10 protein-coding genes and 2 pseudogenes are annotated in these 16,429 nt (G+C 69.0%); 4 read left to right on the top strand and 8 right to left on the bottom strand.

What is annotated here, in order from left to right; translation table 11 throughout:
* Nucleotides 1-106 precede the first annotated feature (106 nt).
* Nucleotides 107-718 (bottom strand): annotated as a pseudogene (locus tag OQ02_RS46165) (recombinase family protein); the annotation flags it as partial.
* A gap of 753 nt (nt 719-1,471) precedes the next feature.
* On the opposite strand from OQ02_RS46165, the gene OQ02_RS29060 reads away from it, so the two are divergent.
* From OQ02_RS29060 to OQ02_RS29045, 4 genes are read left to right on the top strand one after another with little or no spacing between them, the layout of a single operon-like run.
* Nucleotides 1,472-2,938: a TIGR02710 family CRISPR-associated CARF protein gene (locus OQ02_RS29060; RefSeq protein ID WP_033441819.1), complete on the top strand. Its 1,467-nt coding sequence runs from the start codon at nt 1,472-1,474 to the stop codon at nt 2,936-2,938.
* Nucleotides 2,935-6,291 (top strand): DEAD/DEAH box helicase, encoded by a 3,357-nt coding sequence (locus tag OQ02_RS29055; protein ID WP_033441818.1) that lies wholly within the window; start codon nt 2,935-2,937, stop codon nt 6,289-6,291. Before OQ02_RS29060 ends, OQ02_RS29055 begins: the two co-directional genes overlap by 4 nt.
* A gap of 47 nt (nt 6,292-6,338) precedes the next feature.
* On the top strand, nt 6,339-7,520 hold the full coding sequence (locus OQ02_RS29050; RefSeq protein WP_197043543.1) for a hypothetical protein: 1,182 nt from the start codon (nt 6,339-6,341) through the stop codon (nt 7,518-7,520).
* A complete protein-coding gene (locus OQ02_RS29045; RefSeq protein ID WP_033441816.1) occupies nt 7,513-9,093 on the top strand; it encodes a phospholipase D-like domain-containing protein in 1,581 nt (526 codons plus the stop codon). The genes OQ02_RS29050 and OQ02_RS29045 overlap by 8 nt, the downstream gene beginning before the upstream one ends.
* Nucleotides 9,094-9,385: 292 nt before the next feature.
* Here OQ02_RS29045 and OQ02_RS44195 read toward each other — a convergent pair.
* The 7 genes and pseudogenes from OQ02_RS44195 to OQ02_RS29015 all read right to left on the bottom strand — a co-directional run.
* Nucleotides 9,386-9,523: pseudogene (locus tag OQ02_RS44195) on the bottom strand (IS5/IS1182 family transposase); the annotation flags it as partial.
* A 234-nt stretch (nt 9,524-9,757) separates the two neighbouring features.
* On the bottom strand, nt 9,758-10,003 hold the full coding sequence (locus OQ02_RS29040; protein WP_033441815.1) for a hypothetical protein: 246 nt from the start codon (nt 10,001-10,003) through the stop codon (nt 9,758-9,760).
* Between the two features lie 485 nt (nt 10,004-10,488).
* Nucleotides 10,489-11,178 carry an acyl-CoA-like ligand-binding transcription factor gene (locus tag OQ02_RS29035; protein WP_156077366.1) on the bottom strand — a complete coding sequence of 230 codons (690 nt, stop codon included), beginning with the start codon at nt 11,176-11,178 and terminating at the stop codon, nt 10,489-10,491.
* Entirely contained in the window at nt 11,175-12,569 is a 1,395-nt protein-coding gene (locus OQ02_RS29030; protein ID WP_033441814.1) for an FAD-dependent monooxygenase, read from the bottom strand. The genes OQ02_RS29035 and OQ02_RS29030 overlap by 4 nt, the downstream gene beginning before the upstream one ends.
* Before the next feature lie 28 nt (nt 12,570-12,597).
* Nucleotides 12,598-13,890: a Na+/H+ antiporter NhaA gene (gene nhaA, locus OQ02_RS29025; RefSeq protein WP_033441869.1), complete on the bottom strand. Its 1,293-nt coding sequence runs from the start codon at nt 13,888-13,890 to the stop codon at nt 12,598-12,600.
* A 335-nt stretch (nt 13,891-14,225) separates the two neighbouring features.
* Nucleotides 14,226-15,425, bottom strand: coding sequence for a cation:proton antiporter (locus OQ02_RS29020; protein ID WP_033441813.1), 1,200 nt, complete (start codon nt 15,423-15,425; stop codon nt 14,226-14,228).
* 663 nt (nt 15,426-16,088) lie between these two features.
* Nucleotides 16,089-16,313, bottom strand: a complete 225-nt coding sequence (locus OQ02_RS29015; protein WP_033441812.1) for a hypothetical protein — start codon at nt 16,311-16,313, stop codon at nt 16,089-16,091.
* Between the last annotated feature and the right edge of the window lie 116 nt (nt 16,314-16,429).

Genomic DNA, 16,429 nt, shown 5'->3' with positions numbered 1-16,429 from the left:
TGCATGCTGCTCGTTGCGGACGCTGGGTTCGACGCCAGCTCGGCCAGCGGGTGGGGCGATCAGACCATCCAAGCCGGCAGGGAGCGCGGTCGGCGCTGGTGCGGTGCCACACCTGACGACCGGTGTAGCGCGGATTGCCCAGGATCACCATCACTGTACGCAGCGGCCAACCCGCATCGACTCGACGCCGGTCACGTTCCGCGTCCGCGCTCGATGGGCTGGGCACGACCTGCTCGTTGCGGCGGTGGGCGATGCCCGCGGCACTGTGCCCGGCCAGACGTAAGGTGAAGAGCCGCTTCACGATGAGTGAGGTGGCCGGGTTCGGCACAAGCCGCTGCTGCCGCACCCCGCGCCGCGCCAACGCCCGATTCGGGTGCGGGCCGACGTCTACAAGCCGGTAGCGTAGGGCGGCCTGCCGCCGAGGTGACGTCCCTGCTCGACGGTCTGCAAGCGCATGGCAGTGACGACTCGGTGCTGGGACCGCAGCACCTCCGGGAGCGAGCGCTTCGCCAGTAACGCCAGCAGCGCTTCGTGCGCGGGGTTGCCGAAGTCCACAGGCCCCTCCGCCTCCGGCAGGCAGCCACAACTGCACCCCGTACCGCTCAAGCACCGCCCGCAGCTCCCGCACCTGGCTGGTGCTGTCGAGAAAGGCGCGCTCGTACTCGGCGACCACCACGCCGTCGACCTTGTTCGCGTTCGTGGCGATGTAGCGCAACATCGCCGCCGCCCGAGGCCGCGGATGCCATGCCCGCGAGGTGCGTGGGTTCTGGTGTTCATGGGTAGAAGCGCGACCGTAGAACAGGAAGCGCGGACTTCCGACCGGAGCGGCGTCCAGAGCCGGGATGCCCGGTGGGATGGTCGCGGCGATCCACTCGGCGAGGGTGGTCGGGCGTGGCAGGTCGGGCACCGTCATGCTTGGTCCTCGACGTCGGAACGGGGATGGACGCCGGGGTGACGAGATGCCCTCGCCGTCATGACGAAGAACTGCGGAGATGCGCTTGATTGGAGCAGTCCGAGCCGCCTGGATCGTCGGTGAGCCCGCGGCATCCGGTCGCTGATGTCGAGGTCCGCCGCGCCCGGGGTGACACGGCGGTCGGACGCGACCAAGGCGAGGACCTTGCTTCGGAACTCGGGTAGGTACCGCTCCGGCATCGTGGGCTGTCCTCCGGGCTACTGAGACACGTGATCATCCAGTAACCCGAGTCCGTACAACCAGGTGAGGATCAGACTACCGGGGGAAGCTCACGTCCAGCGGCCGACTGGCCGGCAGGCCGGGTCCAAGGTGGTACCGCCCTGGCTCCAGTTCAGCCGGAACGCAGGGTGGCCGACTGTTATTCCTACTCCTATCGAATAGAGGCATGCTCAGTTTTGTCCATTGGCGCTGTTTCGGAATGCCAGAGCGCACAGGAGGGAGGGTTCTATAGAGTGATCAAAAGCTCCGGAGGAGGCATGTCGATCACATGGGGTTACCGTGACGGGCGAGGAAGCGCACTTCGATGAGTTAGCCGCACAAATGCGGCGAATCAGCCTGGGGGAGGAATCCTACGGTGACGGTCTCCGGCCACACGAGCAGGCGAACGAGTTCTACCTGGACCGCCTTCTCGGCGAGTCGGTCGCGCGGGCCAGCCGGAGTCTCGCCCAGCCTCCCGGCGACGTCGACCTGCTGATCAGCCTCTGCGGCTTCTCCCCCACCACGACGATCCTGGCCTTCGAGTTGCTCAAGCCCCGTCGGCTCGTGGTGATCACGTCCGAGGACGCCGAGGAGAGCATCAACGTTTTGGGGGAGCGAATCGTCGGTTCGGGGAAGTTGCAGCACAAGGACTTCCTGCCCAGGCGGTGTGTGCCGACCGATCCGCTCGGGATCTACCGGATCGTCGCGGCCGAGTTGGAGGAACACGCGCGACGGGTGGGCCGTCCTTCCCTCGCCTACATCGACATCACGGGTGGCAGGAAGGTCATGAGCGCGGCGGCGGCGTTGGCCGCATGGCAACTCGACCTGCGCATCTGTTACGTGGAGAGCGACTGGGACCCGATGTTGCGCCGGGCGGTGCCGGGATCGGATCGGTTGCTGCTGCTGGACAACCCGACGTCGCTGTTCGGCGAGCAGGAGATGCGTGCGGCGCAGCACTCGTTCGACGGTGGCGCGTTCGAAGCCGCCCACGCGCGTTTCGAGGACCTCGCGGTCCGCCTCGCCGAACCGGGCAGGGCGCGCTTCATGGCGGCGTTGTCGGAGTTGTACCGCGCGTGGTGTGCACTGGAGTTGTCCGCGTTGCCGACGAGCATCGACCGGGTGCACGCCACACTCAGCCCTATCCGGGGATCATTGTCGGTGGAAACGACATCCTCCCTGGAACGACAACTTTCCTTCCTCAGCAGGCTTGCCAGGCGCGACAGATCGGCGTTGCTGCTGGGGTTCCACATCCTCGATGATCACTACCGCGGTATCGGCCGGCATGATTTCGCCGCATTGCTGTCCTACCGCACGATCGAAGGGTGCCTGGTCGAGCGGTTGAAGGTCCGATTTCCCGGCTTCGACGACTCCGATCCCGAGTACGACCTGATCTCTACGGACCAGCAGCAGTTCAAGCGCTCGTGGACCGACGTCATGAACCTCGTGGACGGGCAGCAGAAGCGACGCTCGCTTCCACCGTTCATCGGGTTGTTCTCGGCCGCGGTCGTTCTGCGCGTCTTGGACGATGACCTGCTCCGCCTCGCGGGTCTGTGGGAGGTCGACGAGCTGCGGTCGTTGCGCGATCTGGCGAGGGTGCGCAACGACTCGGTGCTGGCGCATGGCGATCGCAGCGTGTCGAAGACCGATTCCGAGCAGCTCAACAGCATGGCGCAGTCGGTCGTGCGCGCGTACTGGACTCTGCATCACGCCGACGAGAACCTCGACGAGTTACGTGCCCGTCTCCGCTTCATCAGGGCTGGTCGATGAGCTCGAGGGACCGCAACGGCGGTCGGTCGACGACGGTGCCGCCGGTGTGGCGTGCCGAGTTCCGCAAGCAGTTTTTGTCGGAGCTGGGTCTGCGGGACGCGCTGCTGCGACCGAGTCTTGTCTTCACAGTGTTCCCCGCCGCCTTGGACGCGCGTCTGGGCAAGCAGGGCATCACGCAGGAACTGGTCCTTGCCGAGTTGGCGGAGGGTTTTCAGCTCCACCGCAAGGACGAGGACAAGCACAATCGCCCGACCTACCGGCTGCGCACGGACAGATTGGACATCTGGGTACACACGGAGGAGTTCCGCGGGGACGAGTCGGTGCGCCTGGCCGTGCTGGACAATGCCGTGCGCCTCAGACGCAGGCAACCACGGGTCGGCGAGTGGATCGTGCCGGAGACCGTCACGTTCGGTGAGGTGTATGCGGGCAACCACTGCGATCTTGAAGGGCTCCAGCAGAGCGCGCTGCAGCTGCGTCGCCTCGCCGAGGCCGAATCGGCTTTGACCAAGTTGCGGCTGACCCCCGAGCGGCACTCGGACCTGCGCGACGAGGTCCGACGTCAGTACGGGTCGCTGCGCTCGCTGATGACCTTGGTCGAGCTTCGGGCCAAGTCCAGTGCCAAGGTCACCGCGACCGGCACTGTCGTGGCCGCAGACGAGGTGTTGGACCGGTCTGCTCCCCGTGCCGGCGGGTTGGCTGTGGTCCTGGACCGGTCGGCTGCCCTGCAGTGGGCCGAGGGCGTTCGGCTGAACCTCACTCCGGAGGTGGGCGGACGCGCGGTGCCGGTGAGGGTGGTCCACTTCGGTGATGACGTCCTGTTGCTGGAACGGCCGCGCCGCGGCACGTGGGAGCCGGGCACCCGGGTGGTGGTGACCGAAACCGACGACTTCCGGTTCAGCCGACATCTGGCGGCGCTGCACGAGTTCATGGACGAACGCGTGGTGGGCAACTGGACGACGTTGGCGACGTTGCTGTGCCACCCGGGCAACCTAGGCGCGCCGACCTCGCTGCCGCCGGTCGAGTCACCCCGGTTGCCGCTCAACAGCGAACAGAAGCGGGCTGTGGCGGGCGCCCTGGCCGCACCCCACGCCTTCTTCATCCAGGGACCGCCGGGCACCGGCAAGACGCAGGTCATCACCGAACTCGTGAGCAGGTTGACCAGGCGCGGCGAGCGAGTCCTGCTCACAGCGCCGACCCACGTCGCGCTGGACGAGGTCCTGCGCCGGCTCAACGAAGAACCCGGCGTGCTGCCCATCCGGCTGTCCTGGAACGACGATTTGGTCGCGACCGACCTGCGTCACCTGACCAGGAGCGGCTTCCGCGAGATGGCGTCGTCCGCGCTCGACGCCGTGTCGGACGGCAGGGCGGCGCGGTGGCGAGCGCAGCGGGACCGGGTCGAGGCCCGGCGCAAGGCGTTGCTGCGGTGGCGCAACGCCCACGACGCCTACCGCGCGGCGCGCGGCGACCTCGGGGTCATCGAGTCCGAGTGCACGGCACGGAGCCGGATCCGCGCCCGGGAACGGGTTCGACTGTTCGAGACGCTGGCAGGTCGGCGCAGGCGCGTGGCGCGGCAGGCCGATCTGATCAGCGATGTCGAGCGGGACCTGGACCGGCATCTGTCGTCCCCCCAGCCGACCGGTGTCATCTCCCGACTTCTGACGACGATCGGGCTGGGCACGACCGGGCGACGACGACGTGCCGTAGAGGCGTTGCGGCGGCGGAGCCGCGTGGCGCGTCAGGAGTACCTCGTGCTGGCCACGGAGTTCGATACCGCGCTCGCCGAGCACGACAGCGGCACGGTCGAGGCCGACACGGAGGAGCGGCACGACACCGCGACACTGGGTGCGGCACGAGACCGTCTCGACCAGGCAGGCACCGACCTGAACGATGCTGCAGTGGTCCTGGCCGAGGTCGGCATGGCCGCCACCACCGCCGACCCTGCCGGGGTGCCGTCGCGTCTTACCGAGCTGACGCGTGAGGCAGCGCTGCTCGAAGCCAAGGTCCAGCTCCAGCAGCGGTGGTTCGACCTGCTGGGGACCGGCGGAGCGTGGGCGGGAGAACAGCAGGCCACGGCGGCGCTGGCACAAGGGCTCAGCGGCGCGGTCAACCTCGTGTGCAGCACCACGACCGGCTTCGGCGGCGATCCCTACTTCCGGGACCTGGACTACGACACCCTCGTGGTCGACGAGGCCAGCAAGGTCACCAGCGCCGAGTTCCTGATCCCTGCGCGCAAGGCACGTCGGTGGGTGCTAGTCGGTGACGAGAAGCAGCTGCGGCCCTACGTGGAGCCGGTCGACGAGCACCACCTCCACGCGCTCGCCGCCCTGCACCTGTCCGACCGGGACGAGCGGTTGGACCTCGGACAGGCCGTCGATCGGTTGGCGGAGATCTGGAAAAGGTACGACGACGAGGAACTCCACCAGTTCCGCACACGAAGCGTGCTGGAAGAGGCCGAGCGCATGGTCGTCGACGGATCGTGGCAGGCGGTGCACCGAGAGCCCTACACCAACCAGGTCTCGCGGGCACCCGGCGGCGGCGAGCCCGAGCGTTGGCTGCTGGAGACCATGCACCGCCACCTGGTCAGCAGCGTGTTCGAGCGGTCGGTGACGAGAGTGGACATCGGCTTGCGGCAGCGGTTGGTCGAACAGCGCCGCATGGTGGCCGAGCTGGCCGAGCTGGTACGCCACCCCGTCTACGGCGGTGACTACCGCACCGCGCCCGTCGAAGCACTGGTTCGTGCCAGCGTGACCCCGCTGGTGAGCGGAACCTTCCCCAAACCGTTGACGTTCCTCGACACAGCGGCGCGCCGTCCGACTGAAAGCAGGCCGGGCGGATCCACCAGCTTCGTCAACGAGGTGGAGGCGGAGCTGGTCGCTGATGTCTGCCGCCATTGGGAACGCGAGCTGCGCAACCGCAACGACAGCGGCATCACCGTGAGCGTGTTGACGATGTACGGAGCGCAGGCCCACCTGGTCAGGCGTCTGCTGGGTCATCCCCACTACCCCGCCTTCACCAAGCTCGCCTTCCAGGTCGTGGACTCTGTCGACCGCATCCAGGGACAGCAGAGCGACCTGGTGATCGTCAGCTTCTGCCGGACGAGCGGAGTACCACGATCCGTTCCCCGGCTGAGCGTCACGTGGGGGCGTTGGCTGCAGAACGTCAACCGACTCAACGTGGCCTGCACCAGGGCCCGCCGCGCGCTTGTCCTGGTCGGTCACCAACCGACGCTGAAGAGGTTGGCCGGTGTACCTGCCTCGGAAGCCTTCTACACCAACCTGTTCAAGTTGATCGACCGAGGCCGGGCGACGCTGATCACAGACTTCGTGCACGACAGTCCGCGGAGCCGCAGGTGATTCTGTTCTCAAGGACCGATTCCGCGCCCACAGGCGACAAGCCGATGATGGTCGTCACCACGCTGTTGCCGATGGTGGTGTGGCACGACGTGACCGTCGTGCACGCGGAGGCGACCGAACTCGGCGCCCCGGACCGCCTGCTGATGGAAGCCGCCCAACGCCTCGGCAAAGTGGACACGGAACTCCTGGTGGAGCTCACCGAGGTGCCGAAGACGATCTGGGCGGCCGTAGGCAGACGGCTGAGCGCCATGCGGCTGGTCACCGAGCACCAAGGGACCTTCACACCAACCAGGCAGACGAAGGCCGCCATCGACGAGGGAACCGCGGTGACGAGACGCGAAGACGTTCTCGACCTGCTGTTCCTGCCCCACAGCGACGACCTGGTGGTGATCACCGGGTTGAAGGACTTCGATCGGGTGAAACCGACGCCTCACTCGGTGGCTCCGCTGCCGTACTCCCTGCACGCCCGCAGTCGGCACGAGCTGGTTTCGACCTACATCGCCAAGGGCAAGGTGGCCAACCTGCCGACGACCGTCATCTCCACCGTGGAGCAACCGGGAACGCCGGACCCACCCGGCTTGACCGGTGTTCTGCACCGCGTCGGCGAATCCCACGTACCGGTATGCCCGGCATACACCTGCACGGCGACAGTCACCTTCGACGGCGATCGCACACCGATCCTGGTCGAATTCGCCCCTGCGGAGAACGACAGCCGCGCGAGGGAACGAGGGCGCGAGCGCCGCCGAGCGCCTGCGCTGTTGCGACTGGACGACGCGGAGGGCCTGGTCCGTGCCTGGTCAAGCCTTGCTTCGCAGCTCGGGGACGCGCGTCACCGGTCCGCAGTGTGGGAGGCCGCCACCGGGAACGCGGGGTCCACCGCACTGCGGGCCGACGGTCCGGCCCGCTGGCAGTTGCCGATCACCGGTGACCAGGCGGTGGATCTGGCCGAGGACGGTCTGCTGTTGGAGCCGATCGGCTTGCGCATCGAGACCGACGACACGGCGGTGGTCGTCGCGGTGCGTTATGTGCCAGCCGATGACAGGGCCGTGCGCCTGTTCGCTGTCGATGAGACCGTGAAGGCGCTGTTGCGCAATCCCGCGACCATTCGCGACCGCGCGATGAGAATGAGCCCGGAGCAGGTCCGGGAGGTCGGCGCACGGGCGTGGGAGTTGGGTCACCACTGGATCGTGCACACCCTTCGGGAACGCGAGGACTTCGACTATGACTAGCCAAGCCGAGGCGAAGGCCGACCACCCGGACCGGATCGATGTCGGCGCCCTGCGCGTCGGCCTCGGGTACTTCCTGTCTCGAGACGCGTCGCCGCAGCCATTCGTCGAGCCCGACGCCCCCACCGGGCAGTGGCGAACGTGCAGCACCTACCTCGATTCGCCGACGACGCTGAAGACAGCAGTCCTGGAGCTCATCCGCGGCGCGCGGAACAAGGTCTTCGTCACCAGTTTCATCCTCGGTGACGAGGACCTGATCGACGAGCTCACCCGAGCCGCGGACCGACTGCGCGGCGGCGTCTACGTCATCAGCCAACTCGACGAGCGCAGCCTCGAGCGAGGCTTGGTGGAGTTGGACGACCTGGACGACCCGGGTCGGAAGGTGGAGGTGGAGAAGAAGAGGTTCCTATCGCTGACGCACCGGGGTGTGGCGTTGCGAGGGCACCGGAGTTGCCACGCCAAGTTCGTCGTGGTGGACGACCAGGTGGCCTGGGTCGGCACCGCCAACCTGGAGACCCGGGCGTTCACCAAGGTGGGGGAAGTGGGCGTGGTGACCTCAGACCGCACCACGGTCAGCAGCCTGGCACGATTGTTCACCACCCTGTGGTTCGCCGGGTGTAGCTGGGAACTGCCCTCCGGCGCGACCACCTACAGCGTCCGGGACTGGCGGGCGGTCCCGGCTCCGTGCACTGCGCCCGCACCGCTGGCGGTTGCCCCGCTCAGCGGCGCGGTGTGGACTTCCGACGACCAGCAGTCCGTGCTCGACCACATCAGGGACGTGATGGCAAGAGCCAGGCGGCGCCTGCTGCTGGCATCGTTCAACCTCAAGGGTATGACCGGGCGACCGGACCTCCTGCTGGAACCGCTGGCCGAAGTCATGGCCAGAAACGACCTCGACGTGCGGTTGTTCGTTCGAGCGTTGAACCAAAGAGAAGAACACCGCCGAGACGCCCAGTCCTTCCATGAACTGGGTGTCGAAGTGCTCGCCGACACCCTCAACCACGCCAAGGCCGCAGTCGCGGACGACGAGCACGGGCTGGTGTTCTCCGCCAACTTCGACGCCCAGTACGGTTTGGAAGCGAACAAGGGAATCGAGGTCGGCGCACGACTGGACGGCACCACGGCGCTGCCGGGGTTGATCCGCTACCTCGATCACGTGATCGCCTGCGCCCCCTTGACCTTCGTTCCGAACCCCGACCAGCGGCAACTCGACGAGCGCCTGCGGATGACGTGGACATCACGGTGGCCACTGCCCGGTGAAACAACTGTCGACACGGACCAGGTGACCTGGGAGCAATTCCGCTCGTCCACATCGGCTGCGCCGGTGTTGTGGACCCAAGCCGGTGACGAGCCGGTGGAGCTGCTCGCCGGGGAAGCGCGCTGGCGCCTCATACCAGGCGGGAGTCGGGGCTATCGACTACGCCGAGTACGTCCAGACAGCTCAGAGGCACGGACCTCCCAACTTGTGAACCTCTGGTCACAACCGCCGGGCCGACACTCGAGACCCCTCATGAAAAAGGTCGATCGCGGCTTCTGCCCTGCCGTGTTCATCCGCCGCCAAGAACCTGACGCGTAACAGCTCCGGACGGCATCGTGGCAGGTCACGTCCTCTCGACGCAGTTCCCGGGAACCACAGCGTCAGACCAGAGAGGGAGGGCGGCGTCTATCGCTTCCGGTGCAACGGGTTGCGGCCGTTGTTGTACGCGAACGGCCGGTGTCGCTGGTGGACATTGCTGGCTGGGCCCCGCGATCGTCACAAGTCCACGAGGTCGTCGGGGGACCTGCCTCGCCTGGTTCGCGGTGGTCGGGTACTCCAATAGGCAAGGCCTTTTTCGCGGAGTACGCCGACGACCCGGGAGCCTAAGTGATCAGTTCAGAATGAGTTTGCGCAGGTAGATGATCGAGCAGGCCAGGCTGGGCATCGCTTCATGGACGTCGGCTCGGGGCTCGGTGCGGACGCGGAGTCGTCGGAAGCCCCTGATCCAGGCGAAGGTGCGTTCGACGGGCCAGCGGACCTTGCCCGGGCCGGAGCCTCAGTGCCCCGCCGGCGCTGACCACCGCTGGCGCTGAGGCAGGCGATCTGGCGCAAACCCGACCCGGCCTGGTACGTCTGCGGCATCCTCGGCGTGCTCTACACCGACCACGGCTCGGACTTCACGTCCCAGCACCCGTGGACCACCAGGCCGGTTTCCTCCGCCCGGTGACGTCTGGGAACCGGACCGTGCGACCCCGAGCGGGACTCAGCCGGAGGTGTTGCAGCGCGCCTGACCGAACACGAGGTAGCCGCGTTGCACACCGGAGCTGTCGACGGTGCCGTCGCAGTTGATGGCGCGGAAGCCGTTGAACTCGGTGTGTTCCGGGTCGGCGTACCACTGGTAGAGGCATGCGTAGCCGCTCTTGCACACCGGGATGGCCTGGGCTGAGGCCGGCATGAGGGCGACGGCGCCGAGTGCCGCGACGACGGTGACCAGCAGACGACGGATCACGGTGAACTCCTTGCTCCGGGCTCAGGCCCGGAACGCGCTGCGCAGGACTCCGCCCAGGATGGCAGCAGGACGGGAATCGCAGCACCACCGATCGGCAGAACGCTTCGACCCCCGCGCTCGCGGGGAAGACCCCTCGCCGTCGTCGATCCACGGCGGGGACAACGGACCACCCCCGCGTTCGCGGGGAAGACCAGGCAGCGCCCCCCCGGCAGCTGGGACGACCTCGGGACCACCCCCGCGTTCGCGGGGAAGACACTTCCTGGCCGGCGACTTCACAAGGCGAGAGGTGCCTTTTCATTCGGTTCGTTTCAGTTCCGGATACCGGAGAGTTGGCGATGACCGTCATGGTGATAGTCAGTTCGTTAACGCCGTCGACGATGACGTTGACCACCAGCGCATCCCCTGCGAGGTCTTCTTCGGCTCCGACGGCGAGCCGGTGCGGTTCGCGGACTTTGTGCCGACGGCCCGCGCACGCCTCTGGTCGGTCACCCAGGCCGCTGCGGGGAATCCGTCGTGGGCGTGGTGGGACGACGGCCGGTGAGCGGCGTGGCGGTGCTGGTCGGTGCGTCCGGGGCGGGAGTGGACCGGTGTCCCGGCGCCAGGGCCGCGAACGCCTCGTCGACCAGGGAGCGGAGGTCGTCGGCGCCCTCGTCCTCGACCCACGCGGTCAGGGCGGTGGTGAGGGCTGCGGTGGCGGCTGCCGCGATCACCCGCAGCCGCAGGTCGACCGGTCGCCGTTCGCGGTCGGCGAGCACGGCGGCGAGCAGGTCGCCGGTGGCGGCGGTGTTGCGCCACTGCCGCGCTCGCAGGGCGGGGGTGGTGACGATCAACCGCGTGCGGGTGTAGATGGCGTCGCGGTCGGTGTCGAGCACCGCGTCCAGCCCGGCGCGCAAGGCGGCGCGCAACACCTCCAGCGGAGGTTCGCCGGTGGGGTGGTCGCGGACCAGGTCGGCGATGATCGGGTCGTAGTCGTCGTCCTCGACCACGGCTTCCTTGGTCGGGAAGTAGCGGAAGAAGGTCATGTGCGACACGCCCGCCGCGGCGGCGATCTCCTCGACGGTCGTGGCGTCGTAGCCCTTGTCGAGGAACAGCCGCAGTGCGTGCTCCTGGATCGCGCGGCGGGTGCGCGCCTTGCGCTGCTCGCGCAACCCACCTCGCCCTGCCTGGTTGGTCACCTGCCAAGCATGACCGCCAGTGCCCGGCGCAGCGCGTCCGGCTCCGGCTTGCCGCGCCAGGCGAGGTGGCCGTCCGGACGCACCAGCAGCGCGTCGCCGTCGCGGTGCACGTGTCGGACGTCGCCGAGCGCGTCGCGGACGACCGCGGCGCAGGTGTCATCCCCCGGCGAGGCGAGGGTCCAGCCGAACCGGTCGGTCGCCGCGAACTCCGGCACCCGGTCGCCGACCCGGGGACTCCGGCCGAACGGCGATCGGGCGTAGCTCGTCTTCAGCTGCGACGCCCGTTCCCACATCGCCTTCTCCACCGGCGGAAGGGTCATCAGGGGGAACAGCACGCGGTCGCGCACCAGCCGGGCCACCGGGGACTCGCCCAGCACGAGCCCGGTGAGACCGCTGGTGGCGCCGAGCACCTCCTCCGCGACGGGGCGGCGCTCGGCCTGGTAGCCGTCCAGCAGCCGGTCGCCCGCGCGGCCCGCGACCACGAGTGCCAGTCGCCACGCGAGGTTCTCGGCGTCGCCCAAGCCGGTGTTCATCCCCTGTCCGCCGAACGGGCTGTGGATGTGGGCGGCGTCGCCGGCCAACAGCACCCGGCCGCAGCGGTAGGTCTCGGCCAGGCGTCGGTGGATGCGGAACACCGATGCCCACACCCACTCGTCCGCCGCCCGGACGCGCACACCGGCGTGCCGCAGTGCCGCGCCGGTCAGGAACTCCGGGACGTCCTGCACCGAAGTGCCCGGGGCGGGAGCCATGAACCGCCACACACCGCCGGGCAGCGGGAAGGCGGAGAACATCTCCCCGCCACGTACCCAGACGCCCACCGCGTCCCGGGGCAACGGCAACTCCGTCCGCACGTCGCCCAGCGCGAAGCCCTCGACGAGGGGAACACCGGGGAAGCCGACACCGGCGGCCTTGCGGACCGCGCTGTGCGCGCCGTCGCAGCCGATCACCCAGTGGGCCGTCACCGGCCCGGTCGAGGTGGAGAGCGCCACGCCGCGCCCGTCCTGGGTGAGGCCGGTGACCGCGGTGCCCCACTCCACCCGGACGCCGAGGTCGACCAGGCGAGCCCGCAGCCCGGCTTCCACCTCGGCCTGTGACACCAGAAGACCGGGGCGTCGCACCAGCGCCGTGGGCTGCCCCACCCGCAGCTCGCCTGAGCGGCGGCCTGCGACGTGGACCAGCACCCGGCGGATGCCGACCGAGCGCGCCGGCAGGTCACCCAGCGCGCCGAGCCGCTCCAGCACCTCGCTGCCGCGCGGCTGCAACCCCAAGGCGCGAGAGGTCGTCGCCGGCCCCGGTGCCGCGTCGACCACCCGCACCCCGACGCCGTGGAGACGCAGCGCGCATGCCGCTGCCAGACCGGTGGGACCCGCACCGACGACCACTACGACCATGAGCCGTAGTGTTACTCAATAACAAAAGTTAGTCAATAACAGTTCGTTGGTGGACGTCCGGGATGCCGTCGTGGTCCTCGTCCCGGGTCTCCTCCTCGTGGATGCGCCGGTAGACGCTGTTGCGCACCCGCAGGATCACGGTGGCGACGAGCGCGGACAGCAGCGAGCCGACCAGGATGCCGATCTTGGCGTCGTCGTAGGGCCTGCTGCCCGCGCCGAAAGCCAGTTCGCCCACCAGCAGCGACACGGTGAACCCGATGCCGCCCAGCACCGCCAGACCCACCACGTCCACCCACGCCAGGTCGTCGTCGAGCTCGGCCCTGGTGAACCGGGCCACCAGCCACGTGGCGGCGGTGATGCCCACCAGCTTGCCCAGCAGCAGCCCGACCACGACCCCGATCGTGACCGTGTCCGACAGCGACGAGGTCAGGCCGTCGAGTCCGCCGATCGCCACGCCGGAGGCGAAGAAGGCGAACACCGGCACCGCCACCCCGGTCGACAGCGGGCGCCAGCGGTGCTCGAAGTGCTCGGCCAGCCCCGGACCCTCCCCGGCGCTGCGGCGGATGACCGGCACGGCGAAGCCCAGCAGCACCCCGGCCACGGTCGCGTGCACCCCGGAGGCGTGCATGAAACCCCAAGTGGCCACCGCCGGCGGGATCAGCAGCCACCATGAGCGCACCCGCCGCTGCACCAGCACGGTGAACAGCGCCAGCGGCACGAACGTCAGCAGCAGAGGCGTCACGGCCAGGTCGTCGGTGTAGAACACCGCGATGATCACGATCGCGATCAGGTCGTCCACCACGGCGAGCGTGAGCAGGAACGTCCGCAGCGCCGCCGGCAGGCAGCGGCCGATCACGGCGAGCACCGCCAGGGCGAAGGCGATGTCCGTGGCCGTCGGGATCGCCCACCCCGACGCCGCGCCCGGCGTGCCCATGTTGACCAGCGCGTAGAACACGGCCGGCACCGCGACCCCGCCGAACGCGGCGGCAACCGGCACCGCCGCCCGTCGGGGATCTCGCAGGTCACCGGCCACGAACTCGCGTTTGAGCTCCAGGCCCGCGACGAAGAAGAAGATCGCCAGCAGCCCGTCGGAGGCCCAGTGCCCGACGCTCAGCTCCAAGTGCAGCGACGCGATGCCGAACTCGAAGCCGCGCAGCGCCTCGTAGGCGGGCGCCCACGGCGAATTGGCCCACACCAGTCCCAGCAGCGCGGCGACCAGCATGATCACCCCGCCGACGGTCTCCAACCGCAGGATGTCGGCGATCCGCTTCGCTTCGGGCCAGGTGCCCCGGTCGAACAACTTCACAGCACTGCGCGGCACGGGCGGCTCCCGGGATCGGCGGAACACGACGCCGACCAGGCTTCCCGGCACACCATGCCCGCACGCGGGCAACACCCCGACCGTACCTGGTGACCGGCGCCTCCGCGCGTACGCGACGATCACATCGCCGTGAACGACCGCCGACCCCCGGTCAACGGGAAGGGCGGTCCCCGTCCGCGGTGGCGGTGCTGCCGAGCCAGTCCCACCAGTGCGCGCTCCACCGGCTGCCGGCCCGCGTGACCACCCAGCCCGGCACGGCCTGCGGTTGGGCGCACCAGAGCCGCCCGGGAATCAGGGCGAACCCGACCAGGACCAGCAGGGAGAGGAAGCCGCCGTCACAGCCCGCGTTGCCCGGGGAGTCCGGTGGGCAGGTTGTCCGGCGGTTCCACGCTCAGCGCCTTGGCCACCGGCACGTCGGTGGAGGAGTGCAGCACGATCGACAGCGCGATGGTGATCGCGACCAGGTCGAACACGTGCTCGCCCTCGGGTATGCCCGCCTGCACGGCGAGCAGCACGTAGACCACCGAGGCAAAGCCCTTCGGCCCGAACCACGCCGCGACCGTCCGCTCCCGGTGCGGCAGCGGGGTGCGCAGCAGAGACAGCAGCATGGCGGCGGGCCGGACCAGCAGGATCGCGATGACCGCGACGGCCCAGTCCCCGACGGACAGGTGGGAGATGCGCTCCGGCGTGATCAGTGCGCCGAAGACCAGCAGGGCGGCGAACTTGGTGATTTCCGAGAGCAGGTCGCCGAAGTGCTCGAAGTTCTCGGCGGTGACCCGGTCGAGCGTGGCCAGGGTGGACCCGGCGGCGAACGCGGCGAGGTAGGGGTTGGCGTGGGTGAGGTGGCACGTGGCGTAGACGATCACGCCGATGGCCAACGGGCCCAGGGCCTGCAACCGGGGCTCGGCGGTGAGGACCCGCAGTCGCCAGGCCAGCGTGATCGCGCCCGCCACGGCCACGCCGACGACCAGCCCCAGGACCAGTTCCAGCGCGATGGTGCCCAGGTGCGGCTCGTCCCGGGTGGCGGTGGCCAGGAACACCAGCACGAAGGGCAGCGCCAGCCCGTCGTTGAGGCCGGACTCGACGTTGAGCAGGCGGCGCAGTCGCAGCGGCACGTCCGTGCGGCCGACGATCGCCGAGGCGAACACCGGGTCGGTGGGGGAGAGGATCGCGCCGACCAGCAGCGCGGTCGTCCAGTCCAGGCCGGCCAGGAAGTGCGCGGGCACCGCGATGCCGATCATGGTCAGCGGCATGGCCAGTCCCAGCGCACGCCCGGACAGCCGCCAACCCTCCCGCAACGCGGGCAGACCGGCGCGCTGCCCGTCGGTGAACAGCACGGTGAACAGCGCCAAGTCGGCCAAGCCGGTGACGAAGACACCGTCCGAGGGGATGTCGACCAAGCCGAATCCGCCCTGCCCGATCACAGCGCCCGCGACCAAGAACAACAGGGCAGTGGACAGCACCGTCCGGGCGGCCACGCCCGAGAGCGACACGCTGATCAGCAGTACGAGCCCGAAGGCGAGCACGAGCGCCATGAACCGGTTCCCGTCGTCGGCGAACGACCCGCCGCAGCACGACGGGCGTGCCGACCAGACTTCCCGGCGCTCCGCAGATCAAGATGCCCCATCACCGCACCCGCGCGCAAATCAGACTGCCGAGGCAACACCCGTGCCGTCCGCGTCGATGCGGTGGGCAACGCCGTCACTCGATCCTGTGACGGCGCGGTGTGCCGGGAGGACTGGTCGGCGGTCCGGAGCAACGTCGTCCTTCCCGGAGTCGCCATGAGACGCCTGTCGTTGGTCCGCACCGTTCTGGCAGTGCACGCCGCGTGCGCGGCGGTCGACCTCGTTTCGCGTTGGTCCGGTCCAGTCGGGTGCTCGCGCTCGTCGAGACCGTCTGGGCCGAGGACACGAGCTGCCCATGCCACCACACAGCGGTGCCGGCGGCTACGGGCTCGGCGTGCCGGCGCGCCGGACCCATCAGTCCGATGCTCGGCTGCCGTTCCCGGCAATGGTCAGCGGGACGGCAGGGCGGTCCACGGTGCGATGTGGATCAGGAAGATGTGGATCAGGAACCGGTGGCCGGGCGGCATGCAGGACAGGAACCGGACTGCCCTGACTTCACGCCCACCGCTGGGCCGGCCCGGCGGGGTGCGGGCTTTCCAGCCCGTACCCCACCGAACAGCACCATCCGCGACGCTACTCGGCAGGCTGATCCAGGTCCGCCAGAGCCGCGGCGAGTGTGAAGTACTTGCTGGTCCCCAGGTCCCACCCGGTCTTGATCCTGAAGGCCCCGGCCAACTTCTCCGCGTCACCTTCGCTGACCCCGGCCAACGCCGCGACCGGCGCGTCGAGGACCTCGGCCACGGTCAGCCCCTCATACGCCTTGTGCAACTGCTTGGCCAAGTCCACGGGAACAGCCACTGGCGACTCGCAACGAGCTAGTGGCGCGTCTCGGAGGGTTGACCCGGTAATCGATCGGTCGGTCTGATCGGCGAGGCTGGTCCCGCATGTCGAGTGCGGGAGGTGGTTGTGGCTCG

It is taken from the genome of Saccharothrix sp. NRRL B-16314, assembly GCF_000716595.1.
Classification (GTDB): domain Bacteria; phylum Actinomycetota; class Actinomycetes; order Mycobacteriales; family Pseudonocardiaceae; genus Actinosynnema.
This window is presented reverse-complemented; position numbering and strand designations above follow the sequence as displayed.

Bases quoted from the DNA above. Each gene is read 5' to 3' on its own strand.
- OQ02_RS29055 (WP_033441818.1), top strand. From the start codon at position 2,935: ATGAGCTCGAGGGACCGCAACGGCGGTCGGTCGACGACGGTGCCGCCG.
- OQ02_RS29030 (WP_033441814.1), bottom strand. From the start codon at position 12,569: ATGGTCGTAGTGGTCGTCGGTGCGGGTCCCACCGGTCTGGCAGCGGCA.
- OQ02_RS29020 (WP_033441813.1), bottom strand. From the start codon at position 15,425: ATGGCGCTCGTGCTCGCCTTCGGGCTCGTACTGCTGATCAGCGTGTCG.
- OQ02_RS29045 (WP_033441816.1), top strand. From the start codon at position 7,513: ATGACTAGCCAAGCCGAGGCGAAGGCCGACCACCCGGACCGGATCGAT.
- OQ02_RS29050 (WP_197043543.1), top strand. From the start codon at position 6,339: ATGGTCGTCACCACGCTGTTGCCGATGGTGGTGTGGCACGACGTGACC.